21 protein-coding genes are annotated in these 22,431 nt (G+C 46.3%); 20 read left to right on the forward strand and 1 reads right to left on the reverse strand.

Features of this window, described 5'->3' with window-relative positions; genetic code table 11:
* Positions 1 to 408 precede the first annotated feature (408 nt).
* A complete protein-coding gene (locus tag G337_RS0110875; RefSeq protein ID WP_028863912.1) occupies positions 409 to 1,425 on the forward strand; it encodes a glycosyltransferase family 4 protein in 1,017 nt (338 codons plus the stop codon).
* A 48-nt stretch (positions 1,426 to 1,473) separates the two neighbouring features.
* On the opposite strand, the gene G337_RS0110880 is transcribed toward G337_RS0110875, so the two are convergent.
* Positions 1,474 to 2,253 carry a PEP-CTERM sorting domain-containing protein gene (locus G337_RS0110880; protein ID WP_028863913.1) on the reverse strand — a complete coding sequence of 260 codons (780 nt, stop codon included), beginning with the start codon at positions 2,251 to 2,253 and terminating at the stop codon, positions 1,474 to 1,476.
* Positions 2,254 to 2,626: 373 nt separating this feature from the next.
* On the opposite strand from G337_RS0110880, the gene G337_RS26055 reads away from it, so the two are divergent.
* The 19 genes from G337_RS26055 to G337_RS0110980 all read left to right on the forward strand — a co-directional run bounded on the left by G337_RS26055 (position 2,627) and on the right by G337_RS0110980 (position 22,430).
* A complete protein-coding gene (locus tag G337_RS26055; RefSeq protein WP_051303160.1) occupies positions 2,627 to 3,868 on the forward strand; it encodes a glycosyltransferase family 4 protein in 1,242 nt (413 codons plus the stop codon).
* On the forward strand, positions 3,858 to 4,997 hold the full coding sequence (locus G337_RS0110890; protein WP_028863914.1) for a glycosyltransferase family 4 protein: 1,140 nt from the start codon (positions 3,858 to 3,860) through the stop codon (positions 4,995 to 4,997). Before G337_RS26055 ends, G337_RS0110890 begins: the two co-directional genes overlap by 11 nt.
* A complete protein-coding gene (locus G337_RS0110895) occupies positions 4,994 to 6,421 on the forward strand; it encodes a lipopolysaccharide biosynthesis protein (RefSeq protein WP_028863915.1) in 1,428 nt (475 codons plus the stop codon). Before G337_RS0110890 ends, G337_RS0110895 begins: the two co-directional genes overlap by 4 nt.
* Positions 6,418 to 7,812: an O-antigen ligase family protein gene (locus G337_RS0110900; protein ID WP_028863916.1), complete on the forward strand. Its 1,395-nt coding sequence runs from the start codon at positions 6,418 to 6,420 to the stop codon at positions 7,810 to 7,812. The genes G337_RS0110895 and G337_RS0110900 overlap by 4 nt, the downstream gene beginning before the upstream one ends.
* Positions 7,813 to 7,993: 181 nt before the next feature.
* Positions 7,994 to 8,737: an acyltransferase gene (locus tag G337_RS0110905; RefSeq protein ID WP_028863917.1), complete on the forward strand. Its 744-nt coding sequence runs from the start codon at positions 7,994 to 7,996 to the stop codon at positions 8,735 to 8,737.
* 1 nt (position 8,738) lies between these two features.
* A complete protein-coding gene (locus G337_RS0110910; RefSeq protein WP_028863918.1) occupies positions 8,739 to 9,881 on the forward strand; it encodes a glycosyltransferase in 1,143 nt (380 codons plus the stop codon).
* Positions 9,878 to 11,323, forward strand: coding sequence for a GumC family protein (locus G337_RS0110915; RefSeq protein ID WP_028863919.1), 1,446 nt, complete (start codon positions 9,878 to 9,880; stop codon positions 11,321 to 11,323). The genes G337_RS0110910 and G337_RS0110915 overlap by 4 nt, the downstream gene beginning before the upstream one ends.
* Positions 11,320 to 12,420: a glycosyltransferase gene (locus G337_RS26060; RefSeq protein WP_037027337.1), complete on the forward strand. Its 1,101-nt coding sequence runs from the start codon at positions 11,320 to 11,322 to the stop codon at positions 12,418 to 12,420. Before G337_RS0110915 ends, G337_RS26060 begins: the two co-directional genes overlap by 4 nt.
* Positions 12,413 to 13,600, forward strand: coding sequence for a glycosyltransferase family 2 protein (locus G337_RS0110925; RefSeq protein WP_028863920.1), 1,188 nt, complete (start codon positions 12,413 to 12,415; stop codon positions 13,598 to 13,600). Before G337_RS26060 ends, G337_RS0110925 begins: the two co-directional genes overlap by 8 nt.
* Positions 13,601 to 13,614: 14 nt before the next feature.
* Complete coding sequence (locus G337_RS0110930; protein ID WP_084605339.1) at positions 13,615 to 14,298, forward strand: sugar transferase; 684 nt, start codon at positions 13,615 to 13,617, stop codon at positions 14,296 to 14,298.
* Positions 14,291 to 14,974, forward strand: a complete 684-nt coding sequence (locus G337_RS0110935; protein WP_028863922.1) for an endonuclease/exonuclease/phosphatase family protein — start codon at positions 14,291 to 14,293, stop codon at positions 14,972 to 14,974. Before G337_RS0110930 ends, G337_RS0110935 begins: the two co-directional genes overlap by 8 nt.
* The gene (locus G337_RS29550; RefSeq protein ID WP_425414431.1) at positions 14,932 to 15,339 is read left to right on the forward strand and encodes an endonuclease/exonuclease/phosphatase family protein; all 408 of its coding nucleotides are present in this window, start codon (positions 14,932 to 14,934) and stop codon (positions 15,337 to 15,339) included. Before G337_RS0110935 ends, G337_RS29550 begins: the two co-directional genes overlap by 43 nt.
* A gap of 116 nt (positions 15,340 to 15,455) precedes the next feature.
* On the forward strand, positions 15,456 to 15,809 hold the full coding sequence (locus G337_RS0110945; RefSeq protein WP_028863923.1) for an STAS domain-containing protein: 354 nt from the start codon (positions 15,456 to 15,458) through the stop codon (positions 15,807 to 15,809).
* The gene (locus G337_RS0110950; protein ID WP_028863924.1) at positions 15,797 to 16,621 is read left to right on the forward strand and encodes an OmpA family protein; all 825 of its coding nucleotides are present in this window, start codon (positions 15,797 to 15,799) and stop codon (positions 16,619 to 16,621) included. The genes G337_RS0110945 and G337_RS0110950 overlap by 13 nt, the downstream gene beginning before the upstream one ends.
* Entirely contained in the window at positions 16,618 to 18,738 is a 2,121-nt protein-coding gene (locus G337_RS0110955) for an SLBB domain-containing protein (RefSeq protein WP_037027339.1), read from the forward strand. The genes G337_RS0110950 and G337_RS0110955 overlap by 4 nt, the downstream gene beginning before the upstream one ends.
* A 94-nt stretch (positions 18,739 to 18,832) precedes the next feature.
* On the forward strand, positions 18,833 to 19,582 hold the full coding sequence (locus G337_RS0110965; protein ID WP_028863926.1) for a P-loop NTPase family protein: 750 nt from the start codon (positions 18,833 to 18,835) through the stop codon (positions 19,580 to 19,582).
* A gap of 4 nt (positions 19,583 to 19,586) precedes the next feature.
* Positions 19,587 to 21,146 (forward strand): SpoIIE family protein phosphatase, encoded by a 1,560-nt coding sequence (locus G337_RS0110970; RefSeq protein WP_028863927.1) that lies wholly within the window; start codon positions 19,587 to 19,589, stop codon positions 21,144 to 21,146.
* A gap of 45 nt (positions 21,147 to 21,191) precedes the next feature.
* Positions 21,192 to 21,575: a response regulator gene (locus G337_RS26065; protein ID WP_051303162.1), complete on the forward strand. Its 384-nt coding sequence runs from the start codon at positions 21,192 to 21,194 to the stop codon at positions 21,573 to 21,575.
* Positions 21,576 to 21,623: 48 nt separating this feature from the next.
* Positions 21,624 to 22,430, forward strand: a complete 807-nt coding sequence (locus tag G337_RS0110980) for a phosphate/phosphite/phosphonate ABC transporter substrate-binding protein (protein ID WP_028863928.1) — start codon at positions 21,624 to 21,626, stop codon at positions 22,428 to 22,430.
* The last annotated feature ends 1 nt before the right edge of the window (position 22,431 follow it).

A 22,431-nucleotide genomic window follows, 5' to 3' on the forward strand; every position in this document is an offset into this window, starting at 1 on the left:
TGTTAAACATACAGTATTCAAAAGATAATAACAATTATTATTAGAAGTCAGCAGAACAGATTATTGAAGGGCCTTACTCTTTGAAGCAGGTAAAAATATTAATTCTCTTTCACAGAGCAGACCAAGCCTGATCTGACAGGTATCGGCATAAGGTATGGAAGGCGCTTTTCTTTTTATTAAAACGCTCAATATGCAGAGGTTTTCGCATAATAATTGCAATCTGCAATGCGCAGTGCGTTGCATACTTTCTAATAAACGCTGCTTTTTAAACTCACTTAGCGCCTCTGTTTACCTCGGTAACGGTAGAAACAGCAGGCGCATCGCTGACTTTGATAAAACCATCAAAAACCGAACAGGCACCAAAATTGCACAGCAGCTGTTGAAATCCGTTTATAAAATGAGGCTGCAATGAAAAAACTTAAAATATGGTTACTTCTGGACAGCAGTAAAGCTGGCGGAATAGAGTCTCACGTTCTGCAGCTGGCAGAAGGTCTGTTTAATCACGATCAGGAGTTAGCCGTTATTTTCCTGACAAACTACGGCGTGCATCCGATACGGGATTTATTAGTCAAACAGGGTATAAGCAGCAGAACCCTGGACGGCTCTTTTATTACACTTTACAAAGCACTGCGGCGTGAGCGCCCCTGTCTATTACATACCCATGGTTATAAAGCCGGAATATTCGGCCGACTGTCAGCCTGGTTAACTAAGGTTGCGGTTATAAGCACCTATCATGCCGGCGAAATCGGCAGCGGCAGGCTTGCACTATATGATCTCCTAGATAGACTTACCTCGGTCTTTGCCGATCATATTTTCGCGGTCAGTCCGCAGATAGCAAAACGCCTGCCGGGAAGAGCTGAAGTTTTTAATAACTTTGTGAATACCGCAGGTTTGATTGACTCAAGGGGGAAGCAGATTGCCTTTGTTGGACGGGTAAGTGAGGAAAAAGGTCCTGATTATTTTATGGCTTTGGCAGACAGATTTCCTGCATTAAACTTTCACCTCTACGGTGACGGCCCGCAGCTGCCTGAACTAAAAAAATCCAGCCCCGCTAATCTGTATATTCATGGCCAGCAGGAGAATATGAGCACAGTCTGGTCACAGATTGCTTTGCTGGTAATGCCTTCACGATATGAAGGTTTACCTATGGCGGCATTAGAAGCAATGGCAAGAGGCATCCCGGTGCTGGCTTTTCGGGTCGGTGCGCTTGATAAGTTAATTACTTCCGGCAGCAGCGGCTGGTTAGTTGAACCGGAAAATTTTACGGATTTAAGCAGACATATAAGCCTATGGAATAACAGCAGCGAACAGGAAAAAACAGCTCTGCAGTCGGCAGCCAAAAACAGCATCGCAGAGGATTTTTCCAGCAAAACAGCCATACCGAAACTTATCGCCAGTTACAGCAAGATTTCGAGCAGCAGATGAAAGCCGCTTGTTGTTAAACAGGCGGCAGAATATTCACATTGTTCCAGGTTATCCTGTTTTCTTAAGGCAGATTCTACGTCGACCAGACAATACAACAGCAGCTAAAGCCAGCACCATTAGGGGAAGAGAAGAAGGCTCCGGTACACTGAGCTGTGCCCAGGCTGAATCAAATGTGGAAGTCCCGTATCTCGCTGTATGTCCATCCCATATTCGGCTTACTATTTCAAAAGTAACTAATTCAAATGTGTATGTCGTATCTACAGCAAGTAATTCCTTATCTGAACCAAAAAGGAAGCCGCTAATATCAAGGCCGTCATCAATATAGCCGTCTAGATAATCATATTGATGCACCACTAGCCCCGTGTTCCGCACACTAGCCATCGCAACTGCAGAAACAGCGTCTCTACTGCCCTCAACGGCAGGAAACGCAGTAAGATGAATATTTGCCCCGACCATAAGCTGCGCTTCAGTTACTGGTAATTCCGAAGGATTTGACTTGTGAATTTGAAAATCCGCCAGCATCTGAGAAATGAGGTTTTCAGACCTGTAGCTTGCCTCCGGGCCTCCGGTAACAGTTAGCGTCATTGACCCGTTATCCATTCTGAACATATTCAGATCAGGTGAATAATTATATGCAGGTGAAACATAACTTGAGAAACCGTCAGCATCATGATGGGAAGCGATATGATCATGGGTACTGTCTGTGCCCGGCAGCCATTCAATTACGTAGGCATTTGTTATAGAAGAGAACAACCCGCTAAAGAGCAGCAGTACGGGGAAAAAAACTTTAAAAATAGACTTCTTAGCGCTTTTATCTTGCAGAGACATAATGTTTACCTCCTTTTTAAAACCAGCCGCATAATGGTTCTGAACCCCATTACCCACATCTTTTGTAGGTGCATTTAATGTGCCTAAAGCAGCATTATTAGAGATATCAAATAGTTAAAAAATTGAAAAATGCAGCACCAGAAAACAGTGTAAAAGTTATCGACATATCACTTTGACTCTTTGAGGCAGACCATTCCATAAAAAAATCGCAATCTGCAATGCAGGATAATAATAACCTGCATAAAAGCACCTCCAGTCCGTACCGTTTTTCTTCTTTTAAAGCATTATTCCTTTAAATTACATGTGGTTAATTAATCTGGTTCAGCTCTTGCAGTATTCCGTATACCGATTCACTAATAAGAGTTTAATAAGCATGCATAAACTTAAAATAAACCAGAAACCAGATACGATTCTCTTTACCCATTACGGCGATAACTGGATACGCGGCAGTGAACGCTGCCTGCTGGATCTTATTAAGCATCTTGATAAAAGCAGATTCACAGCGGTTCTATGGTGTAATCAGCAGGTAATGGCAGATCAGGCAAAAGCTCTCGGCATCAAAGTTTACCGTTCAGACTTCCCTTTACTATTCGGCTGGCACAGCCCGCACTTCCATCTGCCGGCTTTTGTCGGCCTGATCAAGCAGGCCGTAAAACTAATAGAGCGGCACGATATCAAACTGCTCCACGCAAACAGCGCGGCTCCCTGCCAGTGGCTTAATTTTGCGGCCCGCTGGTGCGGCATTCCATTATTATGCCATATGCACTCAGTTTACCAGCTGCGCGACCGACTGACGCTTGGCCTCTATCAGGTCACCATGGCGGTTGGTGTCAGCCGTTATGTTATCGGACCTTTACTTACAGATAAGATGCCGACCACCCGTACCGCTGTGATTGCCAACGGCATTGATACGCAGCGGCTGCTGGATCAGAAAATCATTAATCTTCGTGATTCTTTAAAAATAAGTGCCGGTGATTTTGTTCTGGCCGCCGTCGGCTCTCTGATCCGCCGTAAAGGGATGGATCTGATTATTAAAGCAGTTGTTAAATTAATAGAAAAACAGGTACCGGTTCATCTTCTTGTAATCGGTCAGGGCCCCGAGGCCCATAATCTAAGTCAGCTGATTCAGCAGCTCGGCCTGCAGCAGCGGGTAACTATGCTCGGTGAACAGGATAATGTTATCGGCATACTGCGCGGCAGTGCGGATCTGTTTGTCTCGGCGGCCAGAGAAGAAGCGTTCGGACTGGTATTTACAGAAGCTAGTCTTGCCGGACTTGCCGTGGTCGGGCCTGAAACAGGAGGTATTGCCGATGCTGTTGTCAACGGCACCACAGGACTGTTAGTACCCGCAGAAGATGTTAACGCACTTGCTGATGCAGTACATAATCTTTATCTCGATCCGACACTGAGCAGAGCAATGGGAAAAGCCGGCCGGCAGCATGTATTAGATAACTTCACCATAGAGAAAAACAGCAGACAGTTTGCACTGCTGTACGACAAACTAATCGAAACACCTGCCGTCTATCCACCCTGGTATAAAAACGAATCTGTCTATATCTCTTTAAGTAACGGATACAAACGATTTATCAAAAGAGGGTTAATTTATGACAGATAAACGCCACCTTATCGTTATCGATCCCACAGCATTTTGCGGCGGCTCTAAAACTGCAACTGAAAGCATACTGCGTCAGCTTGATACTAAACAGATGCGCATTACCGTGCTGACAGCAGACAAACATTCATGGAAATACTCTGCTTTAAAACGTGTACGTTTATACGAACCAAAGTGGCTTGCTGAAAAAGAGCAGGGTTTGAGCTACTTTTTTCGTCACGCTTTTATTGCCCTGAACCTGCTGGTTACACGTTTGCGTTTCGGGTCTTTTGATATTGCTCTGGGCGCCTCGGGTCCGGGGGTTGATCTGGCGCTTTATCTGCTCAAGCCGCTGCAGAATATGAAAATTATTCAGCTTATTCATGGCCCCGTTGCGCGTTCCCGTACCATTGCACGATGCCTGAATGCCGCCGATCAGGTTCATTATCTAGGCAGCAGCCGCGTTTCATTACAAAAGGCCCTGTCGTCCATAGACCCGACGCAGGCAGAGATGCCGGATCATTTTTATTTACTGCGCAATGGTCTCTGTGATCAGAGCTGGCCGACAGCCTGCCAGTCTCAATATCCGGTTATTTTCTGGGCGGCATCGCTTTTAAAGTGGAAAGGACTGGAAACACTGCTTGATGCATTAGCTCAAATCGCCCCGGATATTCGCCCGCTTACTCATATCTGTTATATCAAACCTTTGGGCACTCAGCTGCCGGTCAGTCAAGCCCCTATTGTTATGCAGCATGTCGACTGGTATGAAAATCCAGTCAATATTGATCAGCTGCGGGCCAGTGCAAATATCTTTGTCTCCACCAGCAGAAATGAACCCTTTGGTCTGTCAATTCTCGAAGCGATGGCGGCCGGACATTGTATATTAATACCCGCCGACGGGGCATATTGGGACCAGACATTAAATAACAATAGCGACTGTATAAAGTATCAGGCTGATGATCCTGAGGATCTCAAGGATAAACTGTTAATGCTCAGCCGAAATATGAGACAAGTTATTGAGCTGGGCAGGCGCGCATCAGAAATAGCACAGGATTACCGTGCCGGAAAACAGTACGCCGGCATTAAAGAAAGCATTGAACAAATAGACTCAGAGACAGATATAAAAGGCCGGATTCGGAGATCAAGACTATGAAAATGCGGCTTAATAACGGCATAAAACAGAGCATTATCTACGGCGCCAGCATTGCCTTAATGAAAGGTGTTTCGCTGCTGGTACTGCCCTTTGTTGCTAATCAAATATCAGCTCAGGAGTTCGGCCGCCTTGAAGTGATCAGCACAATCGCAGTTATCGGCAGCATTCTGGTCGGCATGGGACTGGAAGATACTCTATTTCGTTTTGCAGGCACGGCACAGACAGAGCGTCAGAAACGGCATATAGCATCTGAAATTTTCAGCTTAACCCTGATAATAGCGTTAACTGCGTTTATTTTCGGATGGTCTGCAGCACCTTCTATCGCAGCCTGGATACCGGGCAATGCAGCGGTTTATGAACTGCGCTTAGTATTATCAGTGCTGGCGTTAGAAGGCTGTATTGCAGTTCCGTTAGGCTGGCTGCGTATGAACAACAAAGCAGTTAGTTTTTTCTTTACCACCACCGGCCGTGCACTGCTTCAGGCGCTTCTGGTTGTTGTATTACTCTATTCAGACAGAGGTGTGGCGGGCATTTTAGAAGCAGGACTGGCAGCCGCCGCTGTACAAACATTTGTACTTAGTTATGTGCAGATCCGAAATACGGGGTTGAGTTTCAGTGTGCAGACCGGCAGACGCTCATTTTTATACAGCCTGCCGATAGTCGGCAGCGGCCTGGTCGCCTTTTCTTTGAACGGACTGGACCGCTGGATTTTAGCCGATCATGCTTCCTTAGCCGATGTCGCTGAATTCGGCATTGCCGCCAAATTTGCTCTGGCAGCCGTACTGATATTCCAGCCGTTCGGTATGTGGTGGTCGCCGCGCAGATTTGAGGTCCTCAATGAAACTAACGGCAGGCAGAAAGCTGCTGATTTTATTGCAATGGGTACCAGTCTAGCTCTGCTCACAGCTGTTGTAGTCGGTTTACTTGCCCCTGCATTAATCAGCGCCCTGCTGCCGCAAAGCTATCAGACGGCAGGAAAATATGCTGTTGCTTTAGTGCTGGTTATGCTGTTAAAAGAGCTGGCAGAGCTGTTTAATATCGGATGTTTCAGCGGCGATACCACCAGCAGTCAGCTGCTGATAAATTTAGCTGGCGCCGTTACAGGCATCAGCGGCATGCTCTGGTTAACTCCTCAATATCAAGTATGGGGAATTATTTTTTCTCTTCTATCAGCGCAGTTTATCCGTCTGCTGCTCTTTTATAAAACCAGTCAATATTTTTTACCACTTAGCTACCCGGTCCGTCCGCTGCTGGTGCTCAGTAGTATCAGTATGCTCTGGCTGCTTATCGGTTCACAGATAAGTTCTTTCTGGCAGTTAATTGTAGTTCTGCTGACAGCGGCCGCAAGCCTGCTGCTGAGCGCACAGCAGCTGAAATTAATAAATCTGCCGATCAGCTTCTTCACAAAAGTAACAGAACAATGAGCCCGGAGCGTACTAACCAGAGCAGACTGACAGTACTGCCGCTGTGCGTGTGTCTGGCAGTTTGTCTGCTGATCAGCATGGCATGGCGGTTTATACCAAACCCCTTGATTATGATCGTTATCGGACTTGTGCCGCTTGCTGTTTTAATCATACTGCGTTTACCTTTCTTTTTTGTGCTGTTATTTGTTATTTTCTCATTTTTCCGTATTCATGAGGTATTCCCGCAAATCTACAATTTCAAAATACCGTTATTGTTATCAATGGCCTCACTTGGCGCATTGTTATGGCATGTCGGCTTAACCCGTAAGGTAGATATCTACTGGCGTCCGGAACTGACTCTTATCAGTGTTTTTTTTACTCTGGTTGTGGTCGGGGTAATACTGGCAAGCAGCCGCCCTGTCGCTATCGAATACTTTAAAGGGATTTACTGGAAAATAATGATTATGACCTTTGCAATTGCCTGGCTTTCCCGCAGTGAAAAAGACTTTGCTTTAGCCTCGCGGCTGATCACCTTTTTCGGCATGCTGGTCGGTCTAGTCGCACTTTCCAACCAGTTTAATGCCGTAGGGTTAGTAGAAGGAACGCGTGTCACAATCGGACGGGATATCGGATCGGTACTGGGCGATCCTAACGATCTTGCGCTGGTGCTGATGTTTCCCGTGGCATTTGCCGGCAGCTTAATAATGACCGCAAACGTCGGACACTGGACAAAACTGTTAGGGGGGGGCAGTGTGCTGATCCTGTTTTTTGCTATTCTCGCCACCCAAAGCCGCGGCGGTCTGCTCGGCATGATAGCTATCTTCGCAGTCTACGGCTACCGGCGCATTCACTCCAAAATACTGTTTATCACCCTGATTTTAATTGGAGCCGGCGCACTTTTTATCTTTGCCGGTATTTCAGGGCGCGCATCAGGCGGCGCGGCCGAAGCAGGTATAGACGCCTCGGCTATGGGCCGTTTATATGCTTGGGAAGCTGCATTCGGTATGGCGCTGCACAATCCGCTCAGCGGTGTAGGCATTAATAATTTTTACTCAAATTATTATTACTACAGTCCGCACTGGGACGGCCTTAATCACGCGGTGCACAGCACCTGGTTCGGCGTACTTGCAGAGACAGGTTTTCTTGGTCTGCTGATATTTATTATCACCATGACTCTGCTGATTAAAACAGCAAGGCGCAGCCTTAATAGAATTGAACAAAACTTAAATCAGGTAAATCCTGCTGTACATTCGGCCGCACAGGCAGTATTTGCAGGTCTGGTGGGAACAATTGTTTCAGCCACCTTCTTAACACAGGGTTTTACCTGGCCTATTTATATTCTAGCGGCACTGATCGTTGCAGTGGCACAGTGGTGTGATAACAATCTTCCGGAAACAGCTTCTGTTAATTAACAGCAATTCGCAAATTGCGAATGCACTTTGCAAATCATCTTAAAGCGCACTCTTCAAAAACACCTCAAAATCATCTAAGCAATTGATTTTACTCAAAATAAAAACTTGGCTTGATCTCTGCAACAGCACTGATACAGAGCAATTTTTATTTAAGAATTTAAAAACTGCGGAGTGCTAATTTATGAAAACATTCACACTAAACCAGACTAAGCAGTGGCTAAAAACCAGCCGGCATCCACTGGCAAAAATCATCTTTACACAGCTTAAAAAACTGCTCTATTTTGAGCTGCCTGCTCCAAAATTTGTACTTAGTGTCTTTTATTCTTTGTACCTGCTCCTGCGCACACTGCTGTCAACACTAATGCGCATCCTGTGCTGGACACCGTTACTAAAAGGACGTTTACAAAACGTCGGCTCTAACCTTAATCTTTACGGCGGACTGCCCTATATCAGCGGCCCGCTGCATATCAGCCTTGGAGATAACTGCCGAGTTTCAGGGCAGTCCACTTTCAGCGGACGAAGCTGCGCGCAGACGACTCCTGTTTTAGTGGTTGGCAATAATGTTGATATCGGCTGGATGACCACCATTGCGGTAGGCTCTCGAGTGGAAATCGGCAGCAACGTACGTATTGCTGGTCGAGCATTATTAGCGGGCTACCCCGGCCACCCTGTTGATCCGCTGGCACGTGCTCAGGGTCTGCCGGAAAAGGATAATCAGGCTGGAGATATCATTCTCGAACAAGATGTCTGGCTGGCAACCGGCGTATCTGTAATGGCGGGAGTGCGTATCGGTCACGGCTGCATTGTGGCGGCCGGCAGTGTAGTAACACATGACCTTCCTCCGCTGGTACTGGCCGGCGGTATTCCTGCCCGCGTGATCCGCGCTATTAATCTGCCAGAGACGGCCGACCTGGAGGATAAATAAAATGACTCACGATCTGATTGTATTTGCTGAAGACTGGGGAGGACTGCCAAGCAGTACTCAGCACCTGATAAAACAGCTGTCTAAAACCCGTAAGATTGTCTGGGTTAATTCCATTGGTTTACGCCGCCCTACATTTAACCTGCATGATATAAAACGCCTGTGGCATAAATTAAGCGCATCTAAGGTCGATAAAAACAGCCTCGATCCGGCAGAAAGAAGCAGCGGCAAAGATTTTCATATTATTAACCCGCGCACACTGCCGGCTCCGCGCTGCCGTGCTGCACGATATATAGCAGTGCGGCTTCTACTTGCGCAGATTAAACCTGTGATTAAAAAAGCCGGGTTAAACTCACCGATACTTTGGACCTCTCTACCGACTGCGGTTGATCTAGCGGGTCATTTAAATGAATCCGCACTGGTTTACTACTGCGGCGATGATTTTTCCGGACTGGCCGGTGTTGATCACGATACCGTCGTTAAACGTGAAAATGAACTGCGCGGCAAAGCCGATCTGATTCTAGCGGCCAGCAGGCACCTGCAATATAGTTTTCCAGTATCCCGTACACATCTGCTCACTCACGGTGTTGATTATTCACTGTTTTCAACTCCGGCGGCACGCGCTAAAGATCTGCCCGATGACGGCCGTAATATTGCAGGTTTTTACGGCAGCATTTCCAAGTGGTTAAATATCGAACTGCTGCGTAACACCATAAAAAGAATGCCCCACTGGCACTTTGTGTTTATCGGTAAAGTGGTTGTTGATGTCAGTAGAATAAACTGTTTTGAGAATGTCTGCTTTTTAGGTGAACGCCCCCATCAACAGCTCCCGTCCTACAGCCAGCACTGGACCGCTTCGTTACTGCCGTTTCTTGATAATGCACAGATTCAAGCATGTAATCCGCTTAAGTTAACTGAGTACCTGGCTGCCGGCAGCCCGATTATCTGCACCTCATTTCCGGCGATCGAGCCTTACCGCGGTTTGGTACAGACAGCCAATAACAGTGACGCAATGGTTGAAGCCTTATCGGCCAGTGAACACCTTCACGATCTTGCCTTTTTTCCTGATGTTTTACGCAGTAAAGTGGTCAATAAAAGCTGGGAGGCACGCGCCGCCGAAGTTTCAAAATGGCTGGAAGCATTATGAACAGTTTACAGCATCGACTTTACATTATACTGGCAGGCACGTGGCGCAGACGTTACACCATACTGATACCGATCTTAATACTGCCTGTTTTTGCTGTGTTAATCAGCATATTGAGTCCAAAAAATTATGCATCTCATACCAGCATGCTGATCCAGGAAACAGCCAAACTAAACCCGTTTTTAGAAGATCTGGCGGTATCCTCAATGCTCAATGAGCGTATTAACTCTCTGAAAATACTGCTTCATAGCCGTCATATTTTAGGTGCGGTTGCGCAGGAGCGCGGTTTAGTTAACAGCCGCACAACAGCAGAAAGACATGATCAAGTCATAAACCAGCTCTCCGCAGCACTGACCATTGTCATGCTAGGTAAAGATCTTATCCGCATTGACTACAAAGCAAATAATCCTGCGGGTATGAAGGAGATGCTTGAATCGGTCAGTAAACAGTTTGTTGAACAGGTTCTAGCTCCCGAACGTTCATCCATGACAGATTCAAGTAATTTTTTATCCGAGCATCTGCACAGCCGTCAAATGGAACTAGACAAAGCTGAATCAGCAATGGCCGAGTTTAAAGACAGGTACGCATCGGAATTACCTGAACTGCACCTCACCAATATTACCCGTCTGGCGCAGATGAAACAGCGGCTTTCTGAACGACAGGCAGAATTGGCCGGCGCCAGCCGCAGTCTGGGCGGGATAAATCAGCAGCTGTCAAAAACCAACCCGGTTGTGGGGCTTATCGAGCAGAAAATAATTCGACTGCAGGGCGAACTGGTCTTACTTAGAGCCCGTTACACCGACCAGCACAGTCTAGTGGTCGGTGCACTGAAAAATCTCAAGCGTCTGGAAGAAGAGAGACAAAACCTGCTCGGCAGCACAGATGAAAATTTAAGTATCGAAAAGCTCTGGGCTGTCGGCAGTAATTACCAGCTGAGCAGTGATCCTAAAAAACAGCCGCTGTTAATTTTCCAGCTTGAAAGCATGCAGCAGACCAGCAGTAAAGTCGACGCACTGCGTGAAGAGATTAACAGTCTGAAGACAATGATTAATGAGTTACAAGAGCAGATGTCAGGATACGGCGCCAATGCCAGCCTGTTATCTAAACTTGAACGCGATCTCGCCGTAAAACGGAATCTCTATGACGACATTTTGCTGCGCTATGAAAAGGCCAGTATCACCGCATCGTTAGGTGTTTTTGAACGTGATAAACGCGTTAAGGTGATTGATCGTCCCTTCACTCCCAGCTCACCTTCTAATAAACCATTAATTCTATTTATTATCAGCGGTCTGCTAGGCGGGGTATTCCTGGGATGCGGGCTGGCAGTTATCCAGGAAGTCTGTGACAGCACATTACGCAGACGTGATCACCTGGAAGCGCTGAGCGGCGTTCCGGTGTTAAGCCGCATTCCCTATATCACACTAACCTCAGGAGATGCTTTATGAAAACAGTTATACAAGTTGTGCAGCACCTGCGTCCCGGCGGCATCGAGATTATCGCCCTGGACCTAGCGGCCTTTGCACAAGCAGACGAAAAAACAATCATTATCAGCCTCGAAGGTGATCTGCACAGCGCGGTCGCCGCATGGCCGAGGTTAAAACCCTTCAGCGAACAGTTAATCTTTCTTAATAAACAGCCCGGATTAAGACCCGCCCTGCTCCTGAAACTTCTGCGTATAATCAAAAAAACAGGAGCAGATGCCGTACACACTCATCATATCGGCCCGCTTTTATATGCGGGCCTAGCCGCACGTTTGGCAGGTATTAAACATCTTATTCACACCGAGCATGATGCCTGGCATCTTAATAACAGCAGACGCCGTTTGGTGCAGCGCCGTGCAGTTAGCCTTATACGTCCGATACTGGTCGCCGACGCACAAACCGTGGCTGATAATATGAGAACTTTTCTGCAATATAAGAATAAGATAACCATTATCCGCAACGGCATTGACAGTGAATATTTCACACCCGGCAATAAAATAATGGCCAGAGCTTTTTTTAACTTACCATCAGATGTACAACTGATCGGCTGCAGCGGACGGATGGAAAAAGTGAAAGGACAAAGTGTGCTTATTCATGCACTAAGTAAACTTCCCGTGACGGTTCATCTTGCTCTCGCCGGCAGCGGCAGTACAGAAACCGCGCTGCGGACCTTAGTTAATCTGCTTAGACTTAATAACCGCGTCCATTTCCTTGGCCATATTGATAATATGCCGACCTTTTATCAGGCATTAGATCTGTTCTGCCTGCCTTCATTAAACGAAGGACTGCCGCTTTCTCCACTGGAAGCACAGTCCTGCAATATTGCGGCTTTAGTCACCGATGTCGGCGGCGCAAAAGAAACACTCTGCCCGGACAGCAGCCAGTTTATAGCGGCCGATGACTGCACCTCCATGGCTGAAACACTGCTGCAGATGCTCCATAACCCCAGTAATAACAAACCTCGCGCATATGTTAAACAGCACGGCGATGTGCGGCTAATGGCCAGATCCTATGCAGGATTACGCGGACCATTGGTCACTTCAGGAGAATGCTATGAATGATATCACTCTGATCAGCATCACCCTGTGCAGCGGTTTATTAGTTATCTATCATCACTTCGGATACCCGCTGATATTACGCGCCTTTCACAAACAGCAGCCGAAACACACACAGCAAACCTGCCAGCGTCATTATACAAATTCGCCGAAAGACGGTGATCTGCCTTCAATCGCGATTGTGATACCGGCTTATAACGAAGAGCTGTGGATTGCAGAGAAAATCCGTAACCTGGCCGCACTCGATTATCCAAGCGGTCATCTACAGATAATCATCGGCTGTGACGGCTGCAGCGATAATACTTTTACAGTTGCATCAGCAGCCGTTAAAGAGCCGGAGTGCGCTCACCTGAGGATAAAAATAGTTAATTTCAAAACCAACCGCGGCAAAGTTGCACTGCTTAATGAGCTGATAACCGCTCTCGACAGTGAGTTAATTGCATTAAGTGATACATCTGCCCTGCTCTCTATTGATTCTCTGCTGATTGCAGCACAGCGCTTCAAAGATCCCGATATAGGCGTGCTTAACGGCCGTTACCACCTGCTCTCCCCCGGTTCAGCTGGAGAGGCCGCTTACTGGAATTATCAAAGCCGTATAAAAGCCAGCGAAGCGGCACTGGGCTCGACGCTTGGTGCACACGGCGCTTTCTACCTTTTCCGACGCGCCTTATTTGAGCCGTTAGCGTCCGACACTATCAATGATGATTTTATCTTACCGATGAAAATCGTGGCAGCAGGTTACCGCGCAGATTATGAAAACAGCATCAATGCGCTGGAGTTAGAGAAATCTAACAGCAGTCAGGATCATCTTCGCCGCCGTCGTATCGCGGCCGGTAATTTTCAGCAGCTGCTGAGATTAAAACAGCTGTTTCTGCCGCGTTACGGCGGCGTGGCATTTGCTTTTATTTCCGGAAAAGGACTGCGGGTTTTAATGCCGTTTTTAATGATCAGCACGCTGCTGGGCAGTCTGCTGCTGGCGGCAGATTATCTGCTTTTTACTGCTCTGGCAGGTCTGCAGCTGTTTACTTATCTGCTGGCATCATGGGAACTTTTATACAAACCACAACAAAGTAATAAGATCAGTAAATTACTTGCCTACCTAGTCGGCGGACATATCGCCGGACTGATCGGTACACTGCGCTACGCCTTACGTCTGGATAAAGGCCGCTGGACAAAAATCAATTAAATAAGGAATAAATTATGTCTGCAGATATCTCTGAAACAGCTGTAAATAACCGTTATAAAAGCAATGCTGACGGTTATATTCACCCGGCAGTAAAATATGGAAAGCGTTTATTTGATCTGGTTTTCTCAATAAGTTTAATATTTTTGCTTCTGCCTTTACTGCCGTTTATTGCACTGCTGATAAAAATAGACAGCCAGGGCCCTGTTTTCTATCAGCAGCAGCGCTTAGGCAGATCCAGACTCGGTTTTCGCCATCAATTCAGTATTTTAAAATTTCGTAGCATGTACACAGATGCAGAAACCGGCGGCGTCGCACTGTTAGCATCAGAATCAGATCCGCGCATCACCCGAGTCGGAAAATTTTTACGCAAAACAAGGTTTGATGAAATACCGCAGCTGATTAATATTTTATCAGGTGATATGTCGCTTATCGGCCCGCGCCCGGAAAGACCGGAATTAACCTGCGAAATAGAAAAGAAAATGCCGTTTTTCAGAGAAAGAACCTATCTGGTATTACCCGGCTTAACCGGACTTGCACAAATCAACCAGAGTTATTTAGGCAGCGTCAATAATCTCGATCAAAAGCTCGCCTTTGATCACGCTTATTCTCTGGCAATAAGCACACCTTTATCATGGCTGAAAACAGATGTGCAGATCTTTTTAAAGACGGTTTTAACGGTAATAAAATGCAATGGCTAAACGCGCAAAGGTTAATCAGTATCTGCCGCCCCGCTATGCTTTTTACCTGATTAACCTTATTGTTTTTACCCTGCTTCTGCTGCCGGCCATGCCTGCTGCTGTTTCATTATGGTGGTTAGACAATTTAGTCAGCCTGCAGCTGCAGTGGTCCCTACTGGCGATACTACTTATATTAATAAATATTCAATATATCCACAGATATACACTGGCCTCAGCATTGTTTTATTTAATGATAATCGCCTATAACCAGCAGCCGTTATATCTGTCATTTAAAACACAGCAGCAGAATCATCTGCTGTCCAGCACGATACAGTTAAAAATTGCACAGTTAAATATCCGCTATGAAAATCCGCATCTGGATAAGCTGACAGCCACAGTAAGCGATCCTGAGTTTGATGTGCTTGTACTTCAGGAAGCTGCAGATCATCAGCATAAGCAGATAAAAGCGCTTTCACAATATTACCCCTACTCTATCGGCATCGCTCCTTTAGAGTCCACGCCATCAGGTTTGGCACTTTTCTCAAGATGGCCGATTGTTGAAAAAAAATCCATAACCTCGGTTATAAAGGCGGTCATATTCTTGAAGTTATTATTCAAAGCCCTGAAGCGGCCCTACCGGTACAGATATATGCGCTGCATCCGGCCTCCCCGCGAACAGAAAAACTATGGCAGTTAAGAAACGCGACGCTTGCTTATGCAGTTGAGCAGGTCTCCTCTTCCTCTTTACCCTATAAGATTGTCATCGGTGATTTCAACAGCACGCCCTGGTCCGCGAACTTTAAATATTTCCAGAAAAACACTCTGTTAAAAAACAGCGCCGAAGGATTCGGCTATATTGCCAGCTGGTCCTATAGCACAGCTAATCAACTGATAAGCATGCTTAGCAGTGCATATATCGATCACTGTCTGGTCAGTGACTCCTTTACTGTTTTAAACAAACAATACCAGACTGTCCAAGGCTCTGATCACCTTCTGCTGCTGACTGAGTTAGCTGTTGAATCCCCTTTGCAAAAGGATTTGCATTATGCGAAAAAGCTTTAAAGACACACCTTAAAAACGCACACAAAAACACATAACAAACTGTTTTAATTGAATAAACCACATTAGGCACGAACCCTGCAGTAACTCATCTATCTTCTCAGCAAATGGATGAAATTATGAATATTGAACGGTTTGATACAGCTAAGAACAATCTCATGGTTAAGTTAAGCGGTGAAATGGATGCCCTCGGGTGCAGTAAAATACGCCCGAATCTAGAAGAGATCACCACTCAAAACCACCATCATATAATCCTCGATATCAGCAGCATCAGTTTTATCGACTCTTCGGGTATCGGCGCCATTGTATTTCTGTTTAAACGCCTTAAAGAACAAGGCCGTTCAATGGAAATAACCGGCGTACAGGGCCAGCCCCAGGAATTAATGACCTTACTGCGCATTGATTGTGCAATCCCTCTGACACCGGCCATAACCCCTGATGCACAGCAGGAGACAATAAGATGCGCGCATTAATGGTCGTTTTATCTATAGCCGTTTTACTGGCGGCTTCGGGCTGTACAAACAGAGCCCCGAAAGGCCAGGGAGGGTTCGCTGAGCATAATTTAAGCAGCATGCCGGAGCATCCAGTCGGGTTAGAAAACGCACTGTATTTCGAACAGCAGTTAAGCAGCAGACATTTAAATGCACTGCTGGCAGCCGGCGCAGATATCTGTTTTCCAGCATCTGTACGTACCGCTCAGATACGCCAGGCGCGTATTGCACGAGAACTGCAGGGAGGGCTAGACAGCGATGCTGCCGACGATCTGATTATACAGCGCGATAAACTGAACCGCCTGGAGCGCCGCCTTAATTACGTACAGATGCAGGAAACCTGCCTGCCGGGTCAAAAAAGACAGTTAAAAGCGGCTGATCTTCTTCAGGCACAAGCAATGAGTAAAGAGCAGATAGAGCAAATAGAGTCGTTATTAAATAATAACAATCAGTTCGTTTTTAATTCATCACAGCTTAATCCAAGATATATCGGCCAGCTGTCTGAAGTTACCCAGATGCTTCGCCCGCATCCGCAATATCACCTGAAACTCACCGGTCATGCTGACTCAAAAGGCAGTAAATCCGCTAACCTGAAACTGTCCCTCGAACGCGCTAGACAAGTAGAGCGTTATCTGCAGATATTCGGACTGAATCCCGGCAATATCCTTGTTAACGGCAGCGGCTCAGGCGATCCGTTATTTGCCGGCAGTGAGCCGCAGGTAAGACTGGTTAACAGACGTGTCACTATTGAGTTAATCAATACAAATCATTCACAGCAGGAGGCTCAACAATGATTATTAAAAAATTTAAAAGCTGTTTACTGCTGATTCTTTTTTTCCTTGTTCAACCGGATCTGCCTGCCTATACACTGGATTACAAAATTCACAACGGAGATCTGCTGCAGATTTCACTGCCTGGAGAGCAGACCTTAAAAACACCTTTTCAGGTGGACAGGCAGGGGCGAATTATCCTGCCTGAAGCAGGGGCGCTGCAGGTTGCCGGTTTGTCTATCAAAGAGATCACCTCTCTGGTCAGCAGTAAATTAGATAAGCTGTTTGTTGATATAGAAAATCTCAATGTCTACCTGCTCAAAAAACAGTTAATAATTAGTGTACGAGGTTATGTGGTTCAGCCTGGAGAGTTCACACTGCAGTCCGATGCCTCGATACAGTTAGCTATTTATGCAGCCGGCGGGCTGCGTGCAGGCGCGCAACTGGATCGTATACAACTGATACGCGATAAAAACACTACGGTATTTAACTATAAGCAGTATCTGGACAGTGGTGATAGAACGCTGCTGCCGGAGCTTAAATCAATGGATGCCCTGTTTATTCCCGCTTCTCCAATGACCGGTAATGTTGAAGTCGAGTTTAATCCGGCAGAAATGGCTAATGCCGGTGATTCCGCTAATAATAGTGATGCAATCAAAGTGTTCGGCGAAGTTAATCGACCAGGCAGCTTTGCTTATCGTGAATCAATGGATATTGTAGATCTTCTGATGGGCTCCGGCGGCGTGACACGCTACGCCGGTGTTGAACAAATCCGCGTGATTACCCGGGGCAGACCGGCTCTGTTTAATCTCAGAGAATACCTGGATACAGGTGATCAAAAACATCTGCCTAAGATTACCGCCGGAGCCACTGTCTTTGTACCGAAACAGCAGGAAGAAATTAAAAGCGGCGCACATATGGTTTATGTAATGGGAGAAGTCGCTAAACCAGGCGCTTATGAAAGTAAAAACGGCGCTACATTTATGGATATCCTGGCTAATGCAGGCGGTCCGACACGCTTCGCAGAATCCCGGCAGATACGTATTATTAAAGCAGATACCAGCATTGTCGCTTTTGACCTGAGCGCTTATACCGAAGGCGGCAGGGGCGGCAAACCACCAGCCATTTCACCCGGAGATGCGATATTTGTTCCCGAAAAAACTGATATGAATGAAAAGTCCTGGCTGAAAGTAACACCCAACCGTGCAGTCAGAGTGATCGGTGCAGTTATTCGTCCGGGGCGTATTGAGTGGTCCGATGAAATGTCACTACTGGATCTGCTCGCTCACGTTGGCGGTCCGACACCACGTGCGGATACCAGCAATATTGAGATAGTTATTCCACAAAAGAACGGTGCCGGCGAAGTTTATAATTTTGATTTAAACGCATTTCTCAAACAAGGACAAAGTGATCAGAATCTGCCTGCTATCAAAGCCGGCAGCACTATTATGATCCAGGAACTGCCGCAGGACCCCAGCAATAATAAATCTCAATGGGTACGCCAGTCATCTGAAAAGTCGATTTATATTTTCGGTCAGGTCGGTGCGCCGGGCCGTTATATGTTTTCCAATGAAATGAATTTTCTGGATATTCTTTCAGCGGCTGACGGCCCGACCGATCAGGCCGATCTGCGTAATATCCGTATCAATCATAGAGACAGTAAAAACAAAGGGGTGAGTAAACTGGACCTGGCACTGTATTTTGAAACGGGTGATGACAGCTTACTGCCTATCGTGAAAACCGGCGATGCCATCTATATTCCAGAGAAAAACCGTATCTGGTTAGATCAGTCGAAAGAGAGCACGGTACGGGTATTAGGTGCGGTTAATAAACCCGGCCGCTACCGTTTCGATGACACTATGACCCTGCTGGATCTGCTGGCAGAAGCCGGCGGTACAGTGGAAGATGCTTATATTGAAAATATTACCGTGGTTAATTTGTCCTGCTGCAAAGACCAGGCGCGCAGCTTTGATCTCGGTGAATTCAGCCGCAGCGCCGCTTTTAATTATCTGCCGGTGCTGCGCGCAGGAGATACCGTATATATCCCCTATCGCAGTGAAAGTGCTTATGAGAAATTCCGCAACGGGCTGACTGACGTGATCCAGGTTGTTGCACTCGGTGCACTAATAGGACTTCTATGATGAACAGCACCAGCCAGAATATTGAAGGTTCGCAAGCAGCACAGGTTTATTCAGCATCTACTAATGACTCAGAGTCGGCAGCAGGAGTACTAAAATGAACATACCCTACCAGAACATCGAAATCGAACAGGTTTACTCGCAGGTTCTCGGCACCACCGGGCGCTCGATAGCTGTCTGCGCAGCAGATTCTGGAGAGGGAGTAACCAGCCTGGCTTTTGCATTAGCACAGCGCAACCTGCTTGCGGGACATTCAACACTGCTGGTCGATCTCAACCTTTATCGTCCGGCGATACAAAGCCTGCTGAGTATTGATAACAGATCATTAAGCAGATCAGACAGTCGGGAAGTAACAACTCAACTGATAAACAGCGAACTGTTAACGGCGCCGCAGCTTATCAGCTCTAGTGAAAGTCCGATTGTCCTGACCGGTATTACAGCACCGCTAAAACGCGAAAATATTATTAAACTGCGCCAGCCGGGTACGCTTGAGCAATGTATCAGCACCTGGCTGGAACACTATGATACGGTGATCCTTGATACCTCTCCTGTTAACCGCATCAATGCGCAGAATATTCCGGCAGAGCGCGCAGCAGCCGCCTGTGATGGAGCCGTTTTAATTGTACTTGCCGGACATACTAATCAGGCGGCTGTCAGCGGCGCAGTGAATAAGCTCAATAGAGCAGGTGCACAGCTTTTAGGCTGTGTGCTTAATGACCGTGACAATCCATCATTAAAAAACGAATTACTACGTGAAACGGAGCGGCTGCCGGCGCTGTTCAGCCGCCTGAGCTGCTCTTTAAAAACGTTTCTTGTTAACAACCCTCTATTAACCCTGGAAATCTAACTATATGGATAATCATTTATTCGAACTGCAGACATCCGTTACCCGGGAAACACCTCGTCAGCTTCGTCATGCTCTGGAAGCGGTATTAAAAGAGTCGGCGCTGCATGCATCAACAGCTCAGCATATGCTGCTGTGCCTTTCTGAGTACGTAACAAATCTGCTGTTACATGCACAGCCGACACCCAGTCAGATCCGCATAACATTCAGCCGTGGTGCTCACGGCTGGCTGCTGGATATTTTTGATAACAGCCGTGCATGGGATCCGACAGAAAACCTTAATGATGATCTTTTAACTGAATTCAGTGAAATAGAGCAAGGCCGGGGCATTGCCCTGCTCCATGCTCAAAGTGATAAAATCAGCTACATTCCGGGGTGCTATGTTCAAGGCGGCCGTTATGTTAAAGGTAATAAGCCCAATCAGCTGCGCCTGCTGTGGAGATATCCAAAACAAAATAAACAGCAGACAATTCTTATAGTGGAAGACAATAACAGCCTGCGTTTACTCTATAAAACTTATCTAACAGACACATTTAACGTAGTGACTGCTGCTAACGGCTATCAGGCTATTGAACAGTTAAAAACTGAGCAGATAGATCTGGTCTTATCCGATATAAAAATGCCGCTGATGAACGGGTTATCTCTGCGTAAAAAAATCAATCAGCACAGCAGCTGTGAACTGATTCCTTTTATTTTTCTTACCGGGGAAGAGGATGAGATAGTTCAGGAACAGGCTGCTGAACTGGGTATTGATGACTACCTGATAAAACCAGTAAATAAACCGCAGTTATTGAAAATTATCCAGCGTGTTATTGGGCGCTCGACACAGGTATATCAGCGCCTGACCGAGCGCATTGATAAACGCATCAGCGCTTCATTAAAACCCCGCCTGCCAGAGAATTCTCACGGCTGGCGCTTACAGGCGGCAAGCCGGAACACCGGCTCCGGTGGTGGAGATCTGCTTCTGCATAAGCGCTTTGAAGGTAAAACTCAGCTGCTGCTAAGCGATATTATGGGTCATGACGACAGCGCAAAATTCTTTTCTCATGCATACGGCGGCTATCTACATGGATTGATACAGTCGATGCACACCAGCTGCGGTCCAGCACAGCTGCTTGAACAACTGTCTAACTGCGCGATGCACGATCAACTGCTTTCACAGGTGACATTAACCTGCTGCTCGGTGCAGCTGTCATCCGGAGGAAATATAAGTGTCGCCAGTGCAGGGCACCCTGCCCCGCTGCTTATCTCACCGCAAAAGATCACAACATTAAAAACCGCGGGCATTTTACCGGGATTACTTGCAGATGCTCATTATAAAAATACCGAGCTGACCGTTAATCAGGGCGAACGCATTGCCCTATATACAGACGGCCTTTTTGAGTCGGCAAACAGTAATGAAACCCGGATCAGACTGCAGACCCTGATAACCAAGGCACTGTTAGACACCCTTCATATTCCTATTGCACAGGCACTGCAGCAGGTAATGAAATTATTTGATGAAATCACAGGATCACAGCCCAGTGACGATGCCCTGTTACTTTTAATAGAACCCATTGAGTCTTGAATATTAAATACAGATCAAGTGTTTACGAATTATTAAGGAGCAACTATGCTGTTTATAAATAATAAAAAAAAAGTACTTATCATTGATGATGATCGCACTCTGCTGAGGCAGGTTTCTTTCCACTTGAAAAAACACAGAGGTTTCGATATCGTCATTTCAGATAATGGCAAAGACGGGCTGCTTAAAGCAGCTAAGCAGCGTCCGGATTTAATTATTCTCGACTGGACACTGCCGGATATTCAAGGAATCGATCTGCTCAGTAGACTTAAAAAGACACAAAAAACCAAAAATATTCCTGTTCTGATGTTCACCGGGCACAATAAAATCGGCGACGTAGAAGACGCCTTCGCACGGGGTGCCGACGCTTATATGTTCAAACCCTTCTCATTACAGAAGCTCGATGAAAAATCAAAAGGATTAATGAAATAACAAGAACTTCAATAGATTTTAAAAAATAAGCCATAAAAGGATGCCACCATGAAAAAGATTATCTTTACCTTTTTTCTGTTACTTTATTCGGCCTTCATTAGCGCACAGGAAAGCCTTACCTTCGGCATAGTACCGCAGCAGTCAGCCAGTAAACTGGCACAGTTATGGAACCCGATTTTTGAAGAAATAAGCCGTAAAAGCGGTATAAAAATAGATTTTGCAACCGCACCTGATATTCCCACCTTTGAAAAACGCCTGGCCGCCGGTGAATATGATATTGCTTATATGAACCCGTATCATTACGTTGTTTTTAATAAATCTGTCGGTTATCAGGCATTAGCAAAAGCACGAGATAAATCTATCAAGGGCATCATTGTTGTCGCTAAAAACAGTGAAATCAAAACACTCAATGATTTAGAAAATAGCACCTTAGCCTTCCCGGCACCGGCAGCTTTTGCCGCCAGCATACTGACTCAGTCTGACCTGGCTTCAGATCAAGTCACTTTTACTGCGAAATATGTTTCTTCACATGACTCTGTTTACCGCACCGTTGCTAAAGGTATTTATCCCGCAGGCGGCGGTGTTGTACGCACATTTAAAAATGTCGCACCGGAAATACGCGAACAGTTAAGAATTTTATGGACAACTAAGGGTTATACACCGCATGCGATTGCAGTCCACCCTAGAGTAAAAGCCGAAAACTCACAAAAAATTCAACAGGTTTTAACAACAATGGAAGAGCATGCAACGGGCAGAAAATTATTAAACAATATTAAGATAAAAGGTTTTGAAAGCGCAGAGGATTCCGACTGGAATGATATCCGCGCACTGAAACTTACCCTGTTAAGCTATTAAT

It is taken from the genome of Psychromonas aquimarina ATCC BAA-1526 (assembly GCF_000428725.1).
GTDB lineage: Bacteria > Pseudomonadota > Gammaproteobacteria > Enterobacterales > Psychromonadaceae > Psychromonas > Psychromonas aquimarina.